Genomic DNA, 16,724 nt, shown 5'->3' with positions numbered 1-16,724 from the left:
GTGCGACCATCGATGCTGACCTCCTCTCAGCCAGCATCTTGAATCACATTCGACATCAAAAGGGTATCCGCGATTCAAACATAATCAGAAACGCTCTAGTACCCTCGCCCGACTCAGCACTGAGAGAGGGATGGCGATGACGCGGCTTTCCCTTTCTCCCCGTCAAAAAGGGGAGAAAGTGCCCGCCCATTGACAAGCTCAGGAGGGCGGATGAGGGGCTTTTACCGCCTACTGCGAGCTCACCCCGAAATCACCGTCTCGAATTTCGGATTTCCCCGGATCGTATTGCTGACCGTGCAGATCTCGTCCTCGGCGGCTTGGGCGATGGCATTGCGGATCTCGTCGCCGAAATCGCCTTTGATCGTGAAGGTGATGTTGAACTTTTCGACGCGTGACAGCCCCTCCGTCGCCTTCTCGCCGGTCACGACGGCAGTCACCTCCGTCAGCTTGTCGAGCACGCCGAGACTGCTCGCGGCCATGCGGGCGCTGAGCACGAGGCAGGCGGACAGCGAGGAATAAAGCAGGTCGAGCGGATTGAAGCCCGGGAGCGATGGCGAGGTGACGATATCGATCTCGCCGCCCGTGACAGACGTCACATGCGGAAGACCCGTGCGGCCGACCGTTGCCGTAGCGCCCGTCTGTCTCGTCTTCACCTTCAACTCGGCCATTTCGAAAATCCTCAGATAAAATCGTTGAAACTGCTCCTCAAAACATAGGGATTCACCTCACCCGACACAATCGCCCTTACCAGCCCTTGCGCGTTTGCGTCAGTTGCGCCACCACATGACCATAAGCTCATCGCAGACAGGTAGATTTCGATATGACCGTTTCCGATACCCGCGCCTTCCTCACCTCCCTCTTCGACGCAGCCGTTCGCGCCGCCGATCCTATGACCGGCATCCGCGCGCATCTGCCGGCAAAACCGAAAGGGCGGACGATCGTCCTCGGCGCCGGCAAAGGATCGGCGCAGATGGCAGCGGCCTTGGAGCAATGCTGGGATGGCCCGCTGGAAGGGCTGGTCGTGACACGCTACGGTTTTGCCACCCCTTGCCGCCATATCGAGATCATCGAAGCCGCCCATCCCGTTCCTGATCAAGCCGGCCTCGTCGCCTCCGGGCGGCTGTTGAAGCTGGTCGAGGGATTGACGGAGGACGATCTGGTGATCGCCCTGATCTCCGGCGGCGGCTCGGCGCTACTGCCCTCCCCGGCGGGCAGCCTTACCCTTGCCGACGAGATCGCCGTCAACAAGGCGCTGCTCGCCTCCGGCGCGCCGATTTCGGCGATGAACGTCATCCGCAAACATCTGTCCACCATCAAGGGCGGCCGCCTCGCAACCGCAGCCTATCCGGCCAAGGTCGTCTCGCTGGTAGTGTCAGACATTCCCGGCGACGATCCGGCCCTTGTCGCCTCCGGACCGACAGTGCCGGGCGCCGGCACACGCGCCGAAGCGCTGGATCTCATCCGTCTCTACCGCATCGAACTGCCCGCCGCTGTCCTGGCGCATATTGAAAAGCCGGAAGCCGACGCGCCGCGGCCGGACGATCGGCGTTTTGCCCGCAATGAAGTGCATATCATAGCATCGGCCGGTGTCTCGCTGGAGGCTGCGGCCGCAGTAGCGCGCGAGGCCGGCATCGAAGCGGCAATCCTTTCCGATGCGATCGAAGGCGAAGCCCGCGAGGCAGCCCATGTTCATGCCGCCATGGCCCGCGAAATCCTGAACCGCAATCGGCCCTTCGCCAAGCCGATCCTATTGCTGTCCGGTGGGGAAACGACGGTAACGCTCACCGGTAAGGGCAAGGGCGGGCGAAACTCCGAATTCCTGCTGTCGCTGGCGATCGACATCGACGGCCACACCGGTATTCATGCCATGGCCGCCGACACCGACGGCATCGACGGCAGCGAAGACAATGCCGGCGCCTTTGCCGACGCAGGCACGGTCGCGCGGCTGCGCAGGGCCGGGCTCGCACCCGCCGAGATGCTGAGAAACAACGATGCCTGGTCGGCATTCAACGCGATTGGCGATCTCTTCGTCCCCGGCCCGACCGGGACGAATGTCAATGATTTCCGGGCCATCCTGATCGCCTAATCGCCGGGCTGCAATAAACCATTATTTGCGGAGCAATCCTCGCAGCGCCAGTAAGCGGGCGCTGTGGATGCCCACCGGAAAAAATGGCGGCCACAATGTGTGCATTCGATCTCGACGACATGCGCCTTCCTGGCGATGACGAGCGCCTTCGGCTGGCTATTGCGTTCGTTCTTCCATTGCTCGAGTTTCGTGACGATCATGTCAGTTCTCCACGCAATACTTCCACCTGTCACAGGCACTTACCTAAAGTAGACTGCACTGATGAAGAAAATATTGCGAGTGCGAAAAGGCATTAATCGCCATATTCAAAAGGCTCGAAAGATCGATTGCGCACCTCTCGCTTAACGCCTTTGCATTAACCCGATCGGCCGCATGACAATCTTGCTTTGGAATGAATCTGCCGTCTTCCACCACGCCCCGATTCGGAACGCTCTGCCGCGACAGGCCACTAGCAGAAATTTCAACATTAGAACGCTCTTCAACACTAGACACAACGCCCGCGATAGGTTCCCTTAGCAAAACCTGATTTCGGGAGGGACTATCATGCGCCATTTCTACCAGCGGGCGATTTCTTCGGCCGCCATCTTCGCCTTCGGGCTCTTATCCATCACCACCGTTCAAGCCGCTGCGCCGCAGCCGGTCGAAGCCGAGCACGGTATGGTGGTAACAGCCCAGCATCTGGCGACGGATGTCGGCGTCGACGTGCTGAAGAACGGCGGCAATGCCGTGGATGCCGCGGTCGCGGTCGGCTATGCCTTGGCTGTAGTTTATCCGACCGCCGGCAATATCGGCGGCGGCGGCTTCATGACCATCCGGCTGAAGGACGGCAAGACGGCCTTCCTCGATTTCCGCGAACGCGCGCCGCTTGCCTCGACCAAGACAATGTATCTCGACGCCAAAGGAAATGTCGTCAAAGGCGCAAGCACGGACGGCTATCTTGCCGTCGGCGTGCCGGGCTCCGTCATGGGATTCGAGACCGCGCGTGAGAAATACGGCACGAAATCCCGCCAGGAGCTGATGGCGCCGGCAATCCGCTACGCCAAGGAAGGCTTCACCCTGAACCAGGCGGATGCCGCCGAACTGAATGAGGGCAAGAAGTGGCTTGCACGCGATCCGGCGGCCGCCGCGATCTTCATCAAAGAGGACGGTAAGCCCTTCGCCACCGGCGACACGCTGACCCAACCGCAGCTTGGCGCGGTCCTTTCCAGCATTTCGGAACAAGGTCCGGACGGCTTCTACAAAGGGGCGACCGCCGACGCCATCGTCAACGCCAGCCGCGACAAGGGCGGCATTCTGGCGAAGGAGGATTTCGAGCAATACAAGGTCCGCGAACTCGATCCGGTGACGTGCAATTATCGCGGCTATGAGATCATCTCCTCGCCGCCGCCCTCTTCTGGCGGCGTGATCATCTGCGAGATCCTGAACGTGCTGGAAGGCTATCCGCTGTCCTATACCGGCTACGGCTCGGCAGACACCGTGCATCTCATGGTCGAAGCCATGCGCCACGCCTATGTCGATCGCAATTCCGCGCTGGGTGATCCTGATTTCGTCAACAATCCCGTCAGCAAGCTGCTGGATAAAGACTACGCCAAAAAGATTCGCGACAGCATCGATTCCTATCGCGCCGGCGTCTCCAAGGATCTGATGCCGAATGGCCTCGGCGAGAGCCATGAGACGACGCATTATTCCATCATCGACAATGACGGCAATGCGGTTGCCGTTACTTATACGCTGAACGGCTCCTTCGGCGCCGGCGTGGTCGCACCCGGCACCGGCATCCTGCTCAACAACGAGATGGACGATTTCACATCCAAGCCGGGCGTACCGAACCTCTACGGTCTGGTGCAGGGCGAGGCCAACGCCATCCAACCGAAGAAGACGCCGCTTTCCTCGATGAGCCCGACCATCGTCGCCAAGGACGGCAAGCCCTTCATGGTGATCGGCAGCCCCGGCGGGGCGCGCATCATCACCATCACCCTCGAATCGATCGTCAATGTCATCGATTTCGGCATGGATATTCAGCAGGCAATCGACGCGCCGCGCATCCATCACCAGTGGCTGCCGGACAAAGTCTATACCGAACCCTATACGTTGTCTCCCGACACGATCAAACTGCTGACCGGCATGGGCTATAATGTCGAGGTCGGCGGCGATTGGCCGGTCTGGGGTCAGGCCGCCGGCATTCTCGTCGGCGGCAAGAGCCTTGGCGATATCGCCAAGGGTGGCGGTGCCCGCTACAACGGTGCGATGGACAGCCGTGCCGGCTCGGGTCTTGCCGAGGGATACTGATCCTCAGGCGATCTTGGCGAGCTCTGCCAGCACAGTTCCAAAAGGCGTCGGCGCTACCACGTGTTCGTTGACGCCTGCCGGCTCGAAGTCGATCCAGCCGGAGTTGAAGCTTTCGATCATTTCGATGCGCGGCTCCGGCCATTGGGCGCCCTGCGCCCGGAAGCGCTCCGCCCACTCGGCGCGCGGAACGGGCTTGGCGACGACCGGGCGACCGATCGCCTGGCCGATCAGGGTGGCGATTTCGGTTTGGGTATAGCGCTTCGGCCCTTCGATCTCGATTACCCGGTGACCGGTCCAGCTCTCAGCCATCGTCCTGGCCGCAATGGCACCGATATCGGCGGTGGCGATCATCGAATATGGCTTGCCGAGCGGCGCCAGATAGCTCGGTATTTCGCCGGTTTCGCGCGCCAGTGCGATATCCCACAACGAATTCTCCATGAACCAGGCCGGCCGCAGAATGGCGATGGGCATGGTCAGCAGCGCAAGCGCCTCTTCCAGCATATGCACCTGGGTGATGAGCCCGAGACCAGAGGTGCGCTGACCGCCGATCGACGACAGCACAATGACCTTGCCCGGCTGCGCGCGCCGGATGGCGGCCGCCTGCGCCGCCGCGTCTCTGCGGGCGCTCGGAAAGCCCGGATCAGGCGCAAAATTCGGCGAGGCCATGACGAAGACCCCTTCGGTACCCTCGAAAGCCCGCGCGAGCGCATCGGCGTCATCGAAGGTGGCGACGACGACTTCCGCACCAAGCTTCTCCCATTCCGCGCCCTTCGCCCGGTCGCGGACGACGGCACGGACCTTGTGGCCGGCTTTCAGCAGGGTACGAGCGGTCGTGCCACCGACTTTGCCGGTGACGGCAGTGATTGCAAACATGATCTTCTCCTTGAAAAGGTGGTTAGGTTTTGGGAGTCAGGCGGCCCAGGTTGGACCGGCATCAAAAATCGCCTGCATTTGCGCAGCGAATGCTGCGGGATCGTTGCGAGTGGCAGCCCAGATCTCTTCGGCGCTCCGGTCGGCCAGGACATGGTCCTGGCGGTTGCGGATGCCATCGAGCGTGCGCTCGGCCACCTGTGGCGGCGGCGTCTTCTCTTCACTGACGCCGGCGGCCATATCGGTATCAATGAAGCCGGCATAAACGCCGATCACCTGTGTTCCCTGTGCCTTCAGCTCCATGCGCAAGCCGTCCGTCATGGCAAGCGCGGCATGTTTGGAAGCGCAATAGGTGGAGTTGAAGGGAAAGACGTACCAGCTCACCACCGACAGCATGTTGGCGATGGCGCCACCGCCATTCTTCGCCAGGACCGGCGCAAAGGCTCTGATCATCCTGAGCGGACCGTAGACGTTGACCTCCATCTCGCGCCGCAACGCCGCTTCGGCATTGCCCGCCAGCATGGTGGTCAACAGCATGGCACCCGCATTGTTGATGAGGATGTTGACGTCGCCGCAACGCGCCGCCGCGGCTGCGATATCCTCGGGCGACGTGACGTCGAGTTTGACGGGGATGAGGCGCGGATCGGTGATGGCGGACGGATCACGCGCGCCGGCATAGACCTTGGCGGCACCAGCCGTGAGCAGAGCCTCGGCATAGGCCTTGCCAAGGCCGCGATTGGCGCCAGTGACGAATGCAACGCTTCCTTCGATGTTCATATTCGGTCCCCGATTTCGTTTCGGAGACCTCTATGCAACAAGACCGAACATGACTTAAGTGCGGTTATGTCAACTTATTCATGACATAAGATCAGCGATCGAAACACATCGTCTTACGCGGGAAAACAGGCCGTGATCGATGCAACCTCCGCTGCTGCCATCATCTGTTCATCTGGCATTCATCGGCTGTGACATTCCTGCCCGGCTGCGACGTTTTTTCCATTTTGATCAATGAGATTTGCAAATTCGGATATAGCCATGGCGCCTGAGCGGGAGTATACAGCCACCGTTCCAATCGGCCTTTGCGCTGTTACCAGACTTGCGGTTCTGTCTTTGGACCCCACCGCGCCATCGAGAGCGATCCCCGACAATGTCGGACCAGATTTTCCAGGCCGCCCCAACCCGGCGGGCCGCCCCTAATTTTCGTCTTATCGCGCTTATCGTAGCAAGCGCCATGTTCATGGAGCAGCTTGACGCGACCGTGCTCGCCACAGCGCTGCCGACCATGGCGAGAGACTTCAGCGTCAGCGCGCCGGCGATGAGCATCGCGCTCACCTCCTATCTGCTCAGCCTCGCGATCTTCATTCCGGCGAGCGGCGCGATCGCCGATCGTTATGGCTCGCGCACGGTTTTCCGAACGGCCATCGCCGTTTTCGTCGTCGGCTCGCTCCTCTGTGCCCAGGCCCCGACCTTGTTTTTCCTCGTCGTCGCCCGCCTGATCCAGGGCCTCGGCGGCGCCATGATGATGCCGGTCGGCCGTCTCGTGCTGATGCGCAGCGTTGCGCGCAAGGATATGGTGTCCGCCATGTCCTGGCTGCTTATTCCGGCGCTTATCGGCCCGATTCTCGGCCCCCCGGTCGGCGGCATGTTCGTCACCTATCTCGACTGGCGGTGGATCTTCTACATCAACGTGCCGATCGGCATAATCGGTTTCGTCCTCGTCTCGATGTTCATCGAAGAGGTTAAGGGCCCGAGGAACGGTCGCTTCGATCTGTCGGGCTTCGTCCTCTCCGGCATCTCGCTCGGCTCGCTGCTGTTCGGCTTCGAAATGTCGAGCCGCGAAGGCGAAGGCTATCTGGCCATCTTCCTCATTTCGATCGGCCTGTTGTTCGGCATTGCCTACCTTCGTCATGCCCGCAAGCATCCGTCGCCGATCATGGACTTCTCGCTGATGAAGGTGCCGACCTTCGGTGCATCGGTTATCGCCGGCTCACTGACGCGTATCAGCCAGGGCGCGACGCCCTTCCTCATTCCGCTTATGCTGCAGCTCGGTTTCGGCCTGTCGGCCGCCGCCGCCGGTCAGATCTCCATTGCCACAGCCCTTGGCTCGATGGCGATGAAGCCGCTGCAGCTCAAGATCCTGCGCAGGCTCGGCTTTCGGGCCAGCCTGCTGATTTTCGGCGTCATCGGCACGCTCGGCTATGGGCTTTGCGCAATCTTCCAGCCCGACTGGCCACTGCCGCTGATCTTCGTGATCCTGTTCTTCTGCGGCTTCTTCATGTCGTTCCAGTTCACGGCCTATAACACCATTGCCTATGATGAAATCGACCGCGACCGCATGAGCTCGGCGACGAGCTTCTATACGACGTTCCAGCAGCTGATGCTGTCGCTCGGCATTTGCGTCGCAGCTCTGGCCCTGCATGGCTCCATGTATGCGCGCGAACACGCGACCGCCGAAATGAGCGACTTCTCCGTCGCCTTCATTGTCGTGACCCTGATCGCACTTCTCGCCATGGTCTGGAACGCCCGCTTCTCGAGCACCGCCGGTTCTGAAATCAGCGGACACCGCAAGAAGTCGCCGGAGGATGCGCTCGGCGGGCACTGAGTTGCCCACGCAAAGGCGTCGAAAAGCTCGTTCGCAAATGATTTTTCGACTGGCTAAACGCAGCCCAACGAAGCAGGTCGAAGTTCAGAACTTCTTCTTCAGGAAATATCGCGGGACGGCACCGCCACCGCCTTCGAGCCCGCCGAACAGCGCGTAGCCAAGCTTCTCGTAAAAGGGGCGAGCCTGGAATTCGAACGTGTCCAGCCAGACGCCGATATAGCCACGCGTTCTCGCGATCGCTTCGGCTTCCTCGATCAGTCGAGTGCCGAACCCCATCCCACGATATTATTCCGGCACGATCAGCAGCTTGACGAAGGCCCGGCCATAGCCGTCGACGCCGTAGAGACCTCCAGTGACTTCCTTCGTTTCCGGATCGCGAATTGCGATGGCGAAATCCGGTTTCTCCGGCGCGAAGTTCCGCATTTCGGCATTGAAGGAAACCAACGCGGCGAGGATGCCAGCTTTCACATCGGGTGGGGGATCGGTGGGAATGATCTCTATGAGAGGGCGGATAGGACGGCTTGTTTCCAGATGTTCAGTTGCAGAACCCCGATTGAAATGACAATTTTACATCTGGTTTTTGCAGAAGGGTAAAACCGAACTTTTGCAGCGATCTACTTCGCCAAAGCCATCCGGGGAAATTTCTTCAATCGCTGCTCGCCTGGAGCAAAAAACAAAAAAGGCCGGGCTAACCCGACCTCTTCCTTCATCGCCTCAACGCTCGATGCCAGTACCTCCGTGGTCAAAGACCGGAAGCAAATGCTTACAAGGATTGAAGCTGGTCAGCCGACATCTTGCCGGAACGCTTGTCCTGGACAAGCTCGTAGGAAATCTTCTGACCGTCACGGAGAGTGCTCATTCCAGCGCGTTCAACCGCGGAAATGTGCACGAAGACATCCGTCGCGCCGTCGTCAGGCTGAATGAAACCAAAACCCTTGGCAGCATTGAACCACTTTACAGTACCTGTGCTCATAGCGATGACCTTTCAATCACTCGTATAAAGATAGCATTCCAGGCAACCGCCCGGTGCTCTAGACCGATTTTGAGAGGGAAGTTCGTCAGTGTCGCGCAGAGTGCGTCGAGGCAAAGTTCGTTCACCAATATCGATGGAGGATTTATAATGGTTGCCTGAATATGCCACAAGGAAAAACATCAGAAATGTCGAAAATGACTAAACATTTCGCGCAGACAGGCCCATGCGACATAAAATCATCACTCGTTGACGATCAGAATCAGATAGTGTTTCCCTTGCTATTTCCGAGAAAATTGCGTCGCCCTATATAGGACTCACCGGAATTTTTCTTTTTGTTTCCCTCGTTTCAGCGCGGTAATTCCGTCTGATGTCTTGGAAATCGAAGGAATTATATCGCCGTTACGAACGCAATCCGGTAGTGAATAGGACTTCCCGCCTTGCGGGCGCGGATGATCGTCCGCCCAAAGCCCACAAGCAACGCCAACGCCGACACGAACCATGGAGGCCAAGATGGCGCCACCTAACAAAGACAACCTGTTCGGAGCCAAGAAGCAGGCATCGCAGGCCAAGGCTAGCGGGCTCGATTCCACCGTCAAGGAAATCCTCGCCAGCGAACAGATGATCCGCGAACGCAAAACGGCGCGCTTGCGGGAGCTTCGTCTCGAGAAGGAGGCACTGCAGCCACCACCGGAGCCAAAGACCAAGACCAAACGAAAGGTCGTCAAGCCATCGGAATAGCCGCTTTCGGTGAACACAGCCTCAACGGACGCCGCATTGAATTGACCGCGAATTCCGCCCTAAATAGCAACCAGTTGGACAATCCATTCTGGAGCATCATATGGTCGCGGGCATTCACCACATCACGCTAATCACCCGCAAGGTACAGGCGAATGTCGATTTCTACGTGGGCTTTCTTGGTCTGCGTCTGGTCAAACGCACCGGAGGCTTCGAGGACGCAACGCAGTTGCATCTCTTTTATGGCGATGCGGCGGGATCGCCGGGATCTCTGGTGAGCTTCCTTGTCTGGGAGGACGGCTCCCCCGGTCGCCCCGGCATCGGCCAGGTCGGCGAGATCTCGCTCGCCATCGACCCCGCCAGCATCGGTTTCTGGCTGACGCGCGCCTTAAGTGCAGGGCTGAAACCGGAAGGCCCTTCAGACGAATTCGGCGAACCGGTGCTTCGGTTGAAAGACCCGGATGGCGTCATCGTCAAATTGGTCGGCGCCAAGGATCTGCAATCGGCCGCGCCTTGGGCAAGCGATAAGATCCCGCAGGAACATGCTGTCAGACGCATTCGCGGCGCGACACTGTTCAGCGAGACGCCTGAGGAGACACAAGACCTTCTCGTGAAGCACTTCGGCTACCGGCCAGAGGCGATCAACGGCGCGATCAGCCGTCTCGCTTCCGAACCCGGCGACATCATCGACATCCGTGATGCGCGCGGTTTCTGGGCAAGCGCGCCGGGAACCGGCACGGTCGACCACGTGGCGTTTCGTGCTTCCGACGACGCTGAGCTGCAATCGGCGCGCACGGCGCTGCAGGCGGTCGATTCCTGGCCGACAGCCATGCACGACCGCAAATATTTCCGCTCGCTCTATGTCCGCGAGCCAGGCCGCATCCTGTTCGAGCTGGCGACCGATGCGCCGGGCATGCTGGTCGACGAAGACGAGACGACACTCGGCACTCGTCTTTTTGCGCCCGATGACAAAGCGGAACGGCTGGCGGAGCTGAACGTCATCCTGCCGCAATTCTCGATGCCCGGCGAACCGCGCGTCATCTATCGCGACCTGCCCTTCGTGCACCGCTTCTTCGCGCCGACAGAGCCGGACGGTACCGTCTTCATTCTGCTGCATGGCTCCGGCGCCAGCGAAACGACACTGATGCCGATCGCCCACAAGGTCGACGAGCAGGCGACATTGCTCGGTGTGCGTGGACGGGCCTTAGAAGAAGGCGCGCCGCGCTGGTTCCGCCGTATCACGCCGTTTACCTTCGATCAGGCCGATATCGCCAGCGAAGCGGAAGCCTTTGCCGCTTTCATCGACGGTGCAATCAAGGCCTACGGGCTCGACCCCGAGCGCGTCGTCTATGTCGGCTATTCGAACGGCGCGAACCTTATCAATGCCATGCTGTCGCTGCATCCGCATCTCATCCGCCGCACCGTGCTGCTGCGCTCCATGGCGGTCCTCACTGATCCACCGCCGGCAGACATGTCGGATGCCGACGTCCTGATCATCGCCGGCGCGAAGGACGATTACGGACCCTACGCGCAGCCGCTTGCCGAACGGCTCCGCGCCGACGGCGCGACGGTGAACCTTCAAACCATCCCGCATGGCCATGAGCTGACCGACGCCGATGTGCCAATCATCCAGGCGTGGTTGAAGCGCTCGAACTGAACGCTTCAACGCCGGCAATCAGGCCTGCTGCAACAGGCTCTTCGCCATCATCATATGCACGCCCTTGTTGCCGTTGACCGTCTGTGTCACATGCAGGTCTCCTGCAAGGCTGCAGAGCGTATAGGCATCCTCCCGCGACAGGCCAGCCTTCTCGCCTAGCAGCACGATCATGTCCCGCAACGCCATGACCGAGCATTGGTCGAGATCCGGATCCATGCCCATGGTGATGTAGTGAGTCGGCGTTTCCGCGCGTGGATAGGTAAAGCTCAGATCATCGCGGACAATGAACTGGAAGGTTCCGCGCAATGCTGTCTCGATCGCCGTGATGCAGACCTCACCGTCGCCTTGCGCACCGTGACCGTCGCCGCAGGAAAACAAGGCGCCTTCATTGAAGATCGGCAGATAGAGCGTCGTGCCCGCAACCAGTTCCTTGTTGTCGATATTACCGGCATGGGCACGCGGCATGATCGAGGAGATACGGCCCCAATTCGGCGGCGGCGCGACACCCATGACGCCGAAGAATGGCGCCAAAGGCAGCTTCAAACCCCAGGGTAGATGCGCGACATTGGCCTCGGCGTCGAGCGGGATGTTCAGTAGGCGCGCCGTCTCGAAATCATAGGGCAGCGTACCGGCCAGCGGACGGATGACGTTGTAGCCCCAATTCTGGCGAAGCTTCACATCCTTGATGCGCACCTCCAAAACCTGGCCGGGCTTGGCGCCGCGGATCGCCACGGGTCCAGTCAGGATATGGCCGGGCATTTCCTGAACGGAATTCTTGTGGACGTCGAGCAGCTCGGGCGGGATGAAAAAATCGCCCTTGGGCAGAACGTCGGGCCCGCCGGATACCGTGTCGATGATGACGGTGTCGCCGCTATCGACCGTCAAAGCCGGCGCACGCTTGGGGTCGAAATAGCCCCAAGCGCAGTTTGCTGAGGATGCAGGCAAATGATGATCCATGTCCTAGTCGTCCTTGGTCACGCCCTTGAGGCTAATGAGGCCTGTCGGCAGCGGCTGGAAGCCATGGACCTTCTTGGAAAGAACGAAGGGCCACGGCTGATGATAGAGATAAATGATCGGCAGGTCGTCCTGAATGATGCTCTGGGCGTCATCATAGAGCTTCTTGCGGGCATCGAAATTTCCCTCGACCTTGGCCTTATCGAGATCGGCCGTAACTTGGCTGTTGCAATAGCCGGCGTAGTTGAGGCTGTCCTTGCAGGCGAGGAACTGATGGATATTGCCATCAGGGTCGTACCGGCCCGACCAGCCGGTCAACACAGCGTCGAAGTTGCCGTTCTGCGCCTGAGTCAGCATCGTGGTGAATTCGACGGCATGCAACTTGATATCGAAGCCGGCTTCCGCAGCCATAGCCTGGATCATCTGCGCAATCTGGTCACTGGTGGTCGAATTGGCGTAGATCATCTCGAAAGAAACTTTCGGCGTCCCGGCCTCGGCAAGAAGCGCCTTGGCCTTCTCGACATTATGCTCGCTGACTTTGATCGCGGTGTTGTGGAAAGGGCTGACGCTGGCGAAAGGCTGCTGCGCCGGCTCGAAGGTACCCGCACCGACGACCTGGTTGATCGCATCCTTATCGATCGCAAGCTGCAGAGCCTGGCGGACGCGCTTGTCCCTGCCGAGCGGGCTCTTGCCGCCTGAGCCATTGCCGACATTGATCGTCAGGCCCTGATAGCCGACGCTGGTGATCGCGGCGAGCTGCAGGTTGGCATCCGACTTGACGGAAGGAATATCCGACGGTGCCAAACGCTCCAGCATGTCGAGGCCGCCGGAACGTAGATTGGCGAGGCGCACGGTCGTATCGGGCATGATCATGAATGTGATCTTGTCGAAGTGATAGTCGGCGGCGTCACGATAGTTCTGGAATTTTTCCAGCGAGATGCTGTAGTTCTGCTGGCGCGAGACAAACTTGTACGGCCCGGAGCAGACCGGCGCGGTCACCGCGGTATCGAAATGCGCCGGCGCCACCATCATGCCCGCGCGATTGGAAAGCTGCGGCAATAGCGTCGGGTCCGGCCGCTTCAGCTTGATCTTGAAGTTGAGATCATCGAGGACGGAGACGCTGTCGATCGACTGCAGCTCACTCTTGCGCATGCTGTCCGGCTGGGTGATCGCACGATCGAGATTGGCCTTGACCGCCTGCGCATTGATCGGCGAACCGTCATGAAAGGTCAACTTCGGGAAAAGGGTCATAGTCAGCTCGGTATTGTCGCCGTTCCATGACCATTTGCTCGCAAGCGCCGGTTGCGCCTTCAGATCCGCTCCGACGGAGACAAGGCTGTCGCACAGCGATTTGAAAACCACTTCGCCGACAAAGGTCCGTGATTTCACCGGATCAAGACCGTCGAGGTCATCCTGCAGGCCAATCTTCATCTCGTTGGCAAATGCGGCCGTGCCCGCCAAAAGCACCGATATCAGCGGAAGTGCGAATATCAATCTCATTCCCAATCTCCTGGTTTCAAACGATCCATGGCGCCGCTGATCGCTCTCGAACCAATTTCCAATTGGATCGACGTTGCCGTGGCCCCATTCAGACGCAACTTTTGGTAGGTCCGGCCTCAGCTCTGAGCCCGTTCCGCGGTTGTCTCGAAATCCCGCCAATCTTTTGAATTTGTTATAGGTGGCTATAACAGTCCAGGCTTCCGTGGCTGTCAAGGGACATTCGGAGACCTTATAACCGCATGAAATGGAAGATTATTTTGAGAAATCCGATCAGTGATTGTGCCGATGGCAGCGCTCGCGCCGAAAATATGGGCAGGCTGCTGCTAAGCCGATGATCCCATTGGAGTTCGGACAGCTCACAATTTGTGCGTTCATCGACTAATCGGCGCAGAAAATAGCCGCCACCTTCATTTCGGTGGTGCAATACGCCACGCGCCAGCAAATAAATTATTGAACCAATTCGGCATTGATCCGGGATAGCTTGACTCAAGAGAGCAAGGACCCGCCATTCGGCGGCCCTTGCCTCTCCTCCGCATGAGCTGACGGATCACCCCTTGAACGTATAGGCGGCGATCGACTCGGGCTTCATCTCGATCGAGAAGCCCGGCAAGCTGGGCGGCATATAGGCAGCCTCACGAATGACGCAGGGGTCTTTGAAATGTTCGTGCAGGTGGTCGACATATTCGATCACGCGGCCGTCCTTGGTGCCGGAGACGGCGACATAGTCGATCATCGACAGGTGCTGCACATATTCGCAGAGCCCGACGCCGCCCGCATGCGGCCAAACCGGCAGGCCGTATTTGGCGGCTACAAGCAGCACGGCCAGGACTTCGTTCAGCCCGCCCATGCGGCAGGAATCGATCTGCACGATGTCGATCGCACCTTCGGCGATGAACTGCTTAAACATGATGCGGTTCTGGCACATCTCGCCGGTCGCGACCTTTACGGACCCGATGGCCTGGCGGATCTTGCGATGGCCGGCGACATCGTCCGGGCTGGTCGGCTCCTCGATGAAGAAGGGCTTTGCGAAGGCAAGCTTCTGCACCCAGTCGATCGCCTGGCCGACTTCCCAAACCTGGTTGGCGTCGATCATCAGATAGCGATCCGGGCCAATCACCTCGCGGGCGATGGTGAGACGACGGATGTCGTCCGCCAGATCACGGCCGACCTTCATCTTCACATGGTTGAAGCCGGCATCGATCGCCTCCTGGCAGAGACGACGCAGCTTGGCATCATCATAGCCGAGCCAGCCGGCCGAGGTCGTATAGCAGGCATAGCCCTCGCGCTCGAGAACGGCGATACGCTCTGTCTTGCCGGTCTCGGCCTGCTTCAGGATGGCCACGGCCTCGTCGCGGGTCAAAACATCGGTCAGGTAGCGGTAATCGACGATGTCGGCGATGCGCTCGGCATCCATTTCGGCCACCAGCCGCCAGACTGGCTTGCCAGCCTCCTTGGCGAGCAGATCCCAGACAGCGTTGACAACGGCGCCGGTGGCGAGATGCATCGCGCCCTTCTCTGGGCCGATCCAGCGGAGCTGGCTGTCGCTGGTCAGATGCCGCCAATATTTGCCGGGATTTTCCAAGACGGTGGCAAGCTCAGTGCCGACCACCAAATGCCGCATCGCCTCGATCGCCATGCAGCAGATGTCGTTGCCGCGGCCAATGGTGAAGGTCAGCCCATGACCTTCGAGACCCGGCTTGTCGGTATCAAGAATAACGTAGGCGGCCGAATAATCCGGATCGGGATTCATTGCATCGGAGCCGTCCAGGCTCTGTGAGGTCGGAAAGCGCAGGTCGAATACGCGGAGGTTGGTGATGCGCGTCATGGGAAAACTCCTTCTAATTCTGTCGGGCGATCTCTCGGATAATCACCCGAGGTCGAACTCTTCCCAGATCGCCGCATTATGCTCGCCGACATGCGGGGCCGCACGTTCGAATTTCGGCCGTTGTCCGTCGATACGGACCGGCGAGCGCGTCGTACGCACGGAAATGCCGTCATCGCGGTCGACCGTCTGCAGCATGTCGAGCACGCCAAATCCCTCGCTCTGCAACAGTTCCGGCCAGTTGAGCACCTTGGCGCACCAGATGTCGGCCGGCTCCAGGATTGTCAGCCATTCATCCACCGTGCGGGTAGCGATACGGGCCGAAATCAGCGCCTTGATCTCGTCACGCGCTGCAAACCAGCTTTTCGGATCGTCGCGGTAGGGCGCGAGCTCGTCCATGCCAAGCAGGTCGGCAAGCTTCGAAATCGGTGTCATGGCGATCGCGAGATAGCCGTCGGTTGCGGGGTAGACGCCGTAGGGTGCGGAGAGATAGGCATGGGCGCTGCGGAAACCGGAACGTTGCGGCAGCTTGTTGCCGCTGTTCATATGGACGGTCAGCACCTCCACCTGCAGATCGACCAGTGCCTCCAGCAGGCTCGTCTCCACCAGCCCGCCTTTGCCGGTGACGCCGCGCCGCACCAGCGCCGCCAGGATACCCTGAGCCGCAGCCGCACCCGCGAGCATATCGCCGATCGCGAGGCCGAACGGAACCGGCCCCTGCCCTTCATCGCCGTTCAGCCACATGACACCGGAGCGCGATTGCGCCAGCAAATCCTGCCCCGGACGCGACACCCAGGGCCCCTCTTCGCCATAGCCGCTGATCGAGCAATAGACGAGCCGCGGATTGATCTCCTGCGCAGCCTGATAATCGAGCCCTAACCGCTCGATCACGCCCGGTCGGAAATTCTGCACCAGGACGTCGGCTCTGGAGATCAGTTTGCGCAGGGCCCGCATGTCGCGCTCGCTCTTCAAGTCGATCGCCAGGCTCTCCTTCGAACGGTTGATCGCGTGGAAAATGGTCGAATCGCCGCTCTCGCTGTCGCTGAGATAAAGCCGCCGCGAGAGATCGCCGCCTTCCGGCCGCTCGATCTTGATGACCCTGGCGCCGAGATCCATCAGTCTCAAAGTGCAATAGGGACCGGACAGGAACTGGCTCATATCCACGACCACCAGGCCGGCCAGCGGCAATTCCTTTTCCACCACCATGATTATTTCCGCTTCCCTAGCATCAATTCA

General features: G+C 59.8%; 16 protein-coding genes. 5 read left to right on the top strand and 11 right to left on the bottom strand.

Features of this window, described 5'->3' with window-relative positions; all coding sequences use genetic code 11:
* Positions 1–239: 239 nt before the first annotated feature.
* A complete protein-coding gene (locus PY649_RS32485; protein ID WP_285873038.1) occupies positions 240–668 on the bottom strand; it encodes an OsmC family protein in 429 nt (142 codons plus the stop codon).
* Positions 669–820: 152 nt separating this feature from the next.
* Between PY649_RS32485 and PY649_RS32480 the strand changes: the two genes are divergently transcribed.
* Positions 821–2,086, top strand: a complete 1,266-nt coding sequence (locus tag PY649_RS32480; RefSeq protein ID WP_285873037.1) for a glycerate kinase type-2 family protein — start codon at positions 821–823, stop codon at positions 2,084–2,086.
* Here the strand turns inward: PY649_RS32480 and PY649_RS32475 are convergent.
* A complete protein-coding gene (locus PY649_RS32475; RefSeq protein WP_285873036.1) occupies positions 2,083–2,286 on the bottom strand; it encodes a hypothetical protein in 204 nt (67 codons plus the stop codon). The two genes, PY649_RS32480 and PY649_RS32475, sit on opposite strands and share 4 nt — an antisense overlap.
* A 343-nt stretch (positions 2,287–2,629) precedes the next feature.
* On the opposite strand from PY649_RS32475, the gene ggt reads away from it, so the two are divergent.
* Positions 2,630–4,375: a gamma-glutamyltransferase gene (gene ggt / locus PY649_RS32470; RefSeq protein ID WP_285873035.1), complete on the top strand. Its 1,746-nt coding sequence runs from the start codon at positions 2,630–2,632 to the stop codon at positions 4,373–4,375.
* 3 nt (positions 4,376–4,378) lie between these two features.
* Here ggt and PY649_RS32465 read toward each other — a convergent pair whose 3' ends face one another.
* On the bottom strand, positions 4,379–5,248 hold the full coding sequence (locus tag PY649_RS32465; RefSeq protein WP_285873034.1) for an NmrA family NAD(P)-binding protein: 870 nt from the start codon (positions 5,246–5,248) through the stop codon (positions 4,379–4,381).
* Positions 5,249–5,284: 36 nt separating this feature from the next.
* A complete protein-coding gene (locus PY649_RS32460; RefSeq protein ID WP_285873032.1) occupies positions 5,285–6,022 on the bottom strand; it encodes an SDR family oxidoreductase in 738 nt (245 codons plus the stop codon).
* 370 nt (positions 6,023–6,392) lie between these two features.
* On the opposite strand from PY649_RS32460, the gene PY649_RS32455 reads away from it, so the two are divergent.
* Positions 6,393–7,847, top strand: coding sequence for an MFS transporter (locus PY649_RS32455; protein ID WP_285873031.1), 1,455 nt, complete (start codon positions 6,393–6,395; stop codon positions 7,845–7,847).
* 84 nt (positions 7,848–7,931) lie between these two features.
* Here the strand turns inward: PY649_RS32455 and PY649_RS32450 are convergent, their stop codons facing one another.
* From PY649_RS32450 to PY649_RS32440, 3 genes are all read right to left on the bottom strand, one after another.
* Positions 7,932–8,123, bottom strand: a complete 192-nt coding sequence (locus PY649_RS32450) for a GNAT family N-acetyltransferase (protein ID WP_285873030.1) — start codon at positions 8,121–8,123, stop codon at positions 7,932–7,934.
* A 9-nt stretch (positions 8,124–8,132) separates the two neighbouring features.
* Positions 8,133–8,315, bottom strand: a complete 183-nt coding sequence (locus PY649_RS32445) for a hypothetical protein (protein WP_285873029.1) — start codon at positions 8,313–8,315, stop codon at positions 8,133–8,135.
* A gap of 295 nt (positions 8,316–8,610) precedes the next feature.
* Positions 8,611–8,820, bottom strand: a complete 210-nt coding sequence (locus PY649_RS32440; protein ID WP_120705242.1) for a cold-shock protein — start codon at positions 8,818–8,820, stop codon at positions 8,611–8,613.
* Positions 8,821–9,330: 510 nt separating this feature from the next.
* Here PY649_RS32440 and PY649_RS32435 point away from each other — a divergent pair.
* Together PY649_RS32435 and PY649_RS32430 are read left to right on the top strand one after the other, a co-directional pair.
* Positions 9,331–9,558 carry a hypothetical protein gene (locus tag PY649_RS32435; RefSeq protein WP_285873027.1) on the top strand — a complete coding sequence of 76 codons (228 nt, stop codon included), beginning with the start codon at positions 9,331–9,333 and terminating at the stop codon, positions 9,556–9,558.
* A gap of 100 nt (positions 9,559–9,658) precedes the next feature.
* Positions 9,659–11,212: an alpha/beta fold hydrolase gene (locus tag PY649_RS32430; RefSeq protein WP_285873025.1), complete on the top strand. Its 1,554-nt coding sequence runs from the start codon at positions 9,659–9,661 to the stop codon at positions 11,210–11,212.
* Between the two features lie 18 nt (positions 11,213–11,230).
* Here PY649_RS32430 and PY649_RS32425 read toward each other — a convergent pair whose 3' ends face one another.
* The 4 genes from PY649_RS32425 to PY649_RS32410 all read right to left on the bottom strand — a co-directional run bounded on the left by PY649_RS32425 (position 11,231) and on the right by PY649_RS32410 (position 16,694).
* The gene (locus PY649_RS32425) at positions 11,231–12,169 is read right to left on the bottom strand and encodes an acetamidase/formamidase family protein (RefSeq protein ID WP_285873024.1); all 939 of its coding nucleotides are present in this window, start codon (positions 12,167–12,169) and stop codon (positions 11,231–11,233) included.
* A 3-nt stretch (positions 12,170–12,172) separates the two neighbouring features.
* Positions 12,173–13,666, bottom strand: a complete 1,494-nt coding sequence (locus PY649_RS32420) for an ABC transporter substrate-binding protein (RefSeq protein ID WP_285873023.1) — start codon at positions 13,664–13,666, stop codon at positions 12,173–12,175.
* Between the two features lie 547 nt (positions 13,667–14,213).
* Positions 14,214–15,491 carry an L-fuconate dehydratase gene (locus PY649_RS32415; RefSeq protein WP_285873022.1) on the bottom strand — a complete coding sequence of 426 codons (1,278 nt, stop codon included), beginning with the start codon at positions 15,489–15,491 and terminating at the stop codon, positions 14,214–14,216.
* A gap of 42 nt (positions 15,492–15,533) precedes the next feature.
* Positions 15,534–16,694 (bottom strand): CaiB/BaiF CoA transferase family protein, encoded by a 1,161-nt coding sequence (locus tag PY649_RS32410; protein ID WP_285873021.1) that lies wholly within the window; start codon positions 16,692–16,694, stop codon positions 15,534–15,536.
* Positions 16,695–16,724: the final 30 nt, after the last annotated feature.

It is taken from the genome of Rhizobium mayense (assembly GCF_030272705.1).
GTDB lineage: Bacteria > Pseudomonadota > Alphaproteobacteria > Rhizobiales > Rhizobiaceae > Rhizobium > Rhizobium mayense.
The sequence above is the reverse complement of the archived record's forward strand: the minus strand, read 5'-3'. Positions and strand labels throughout refer to the sequence as shown.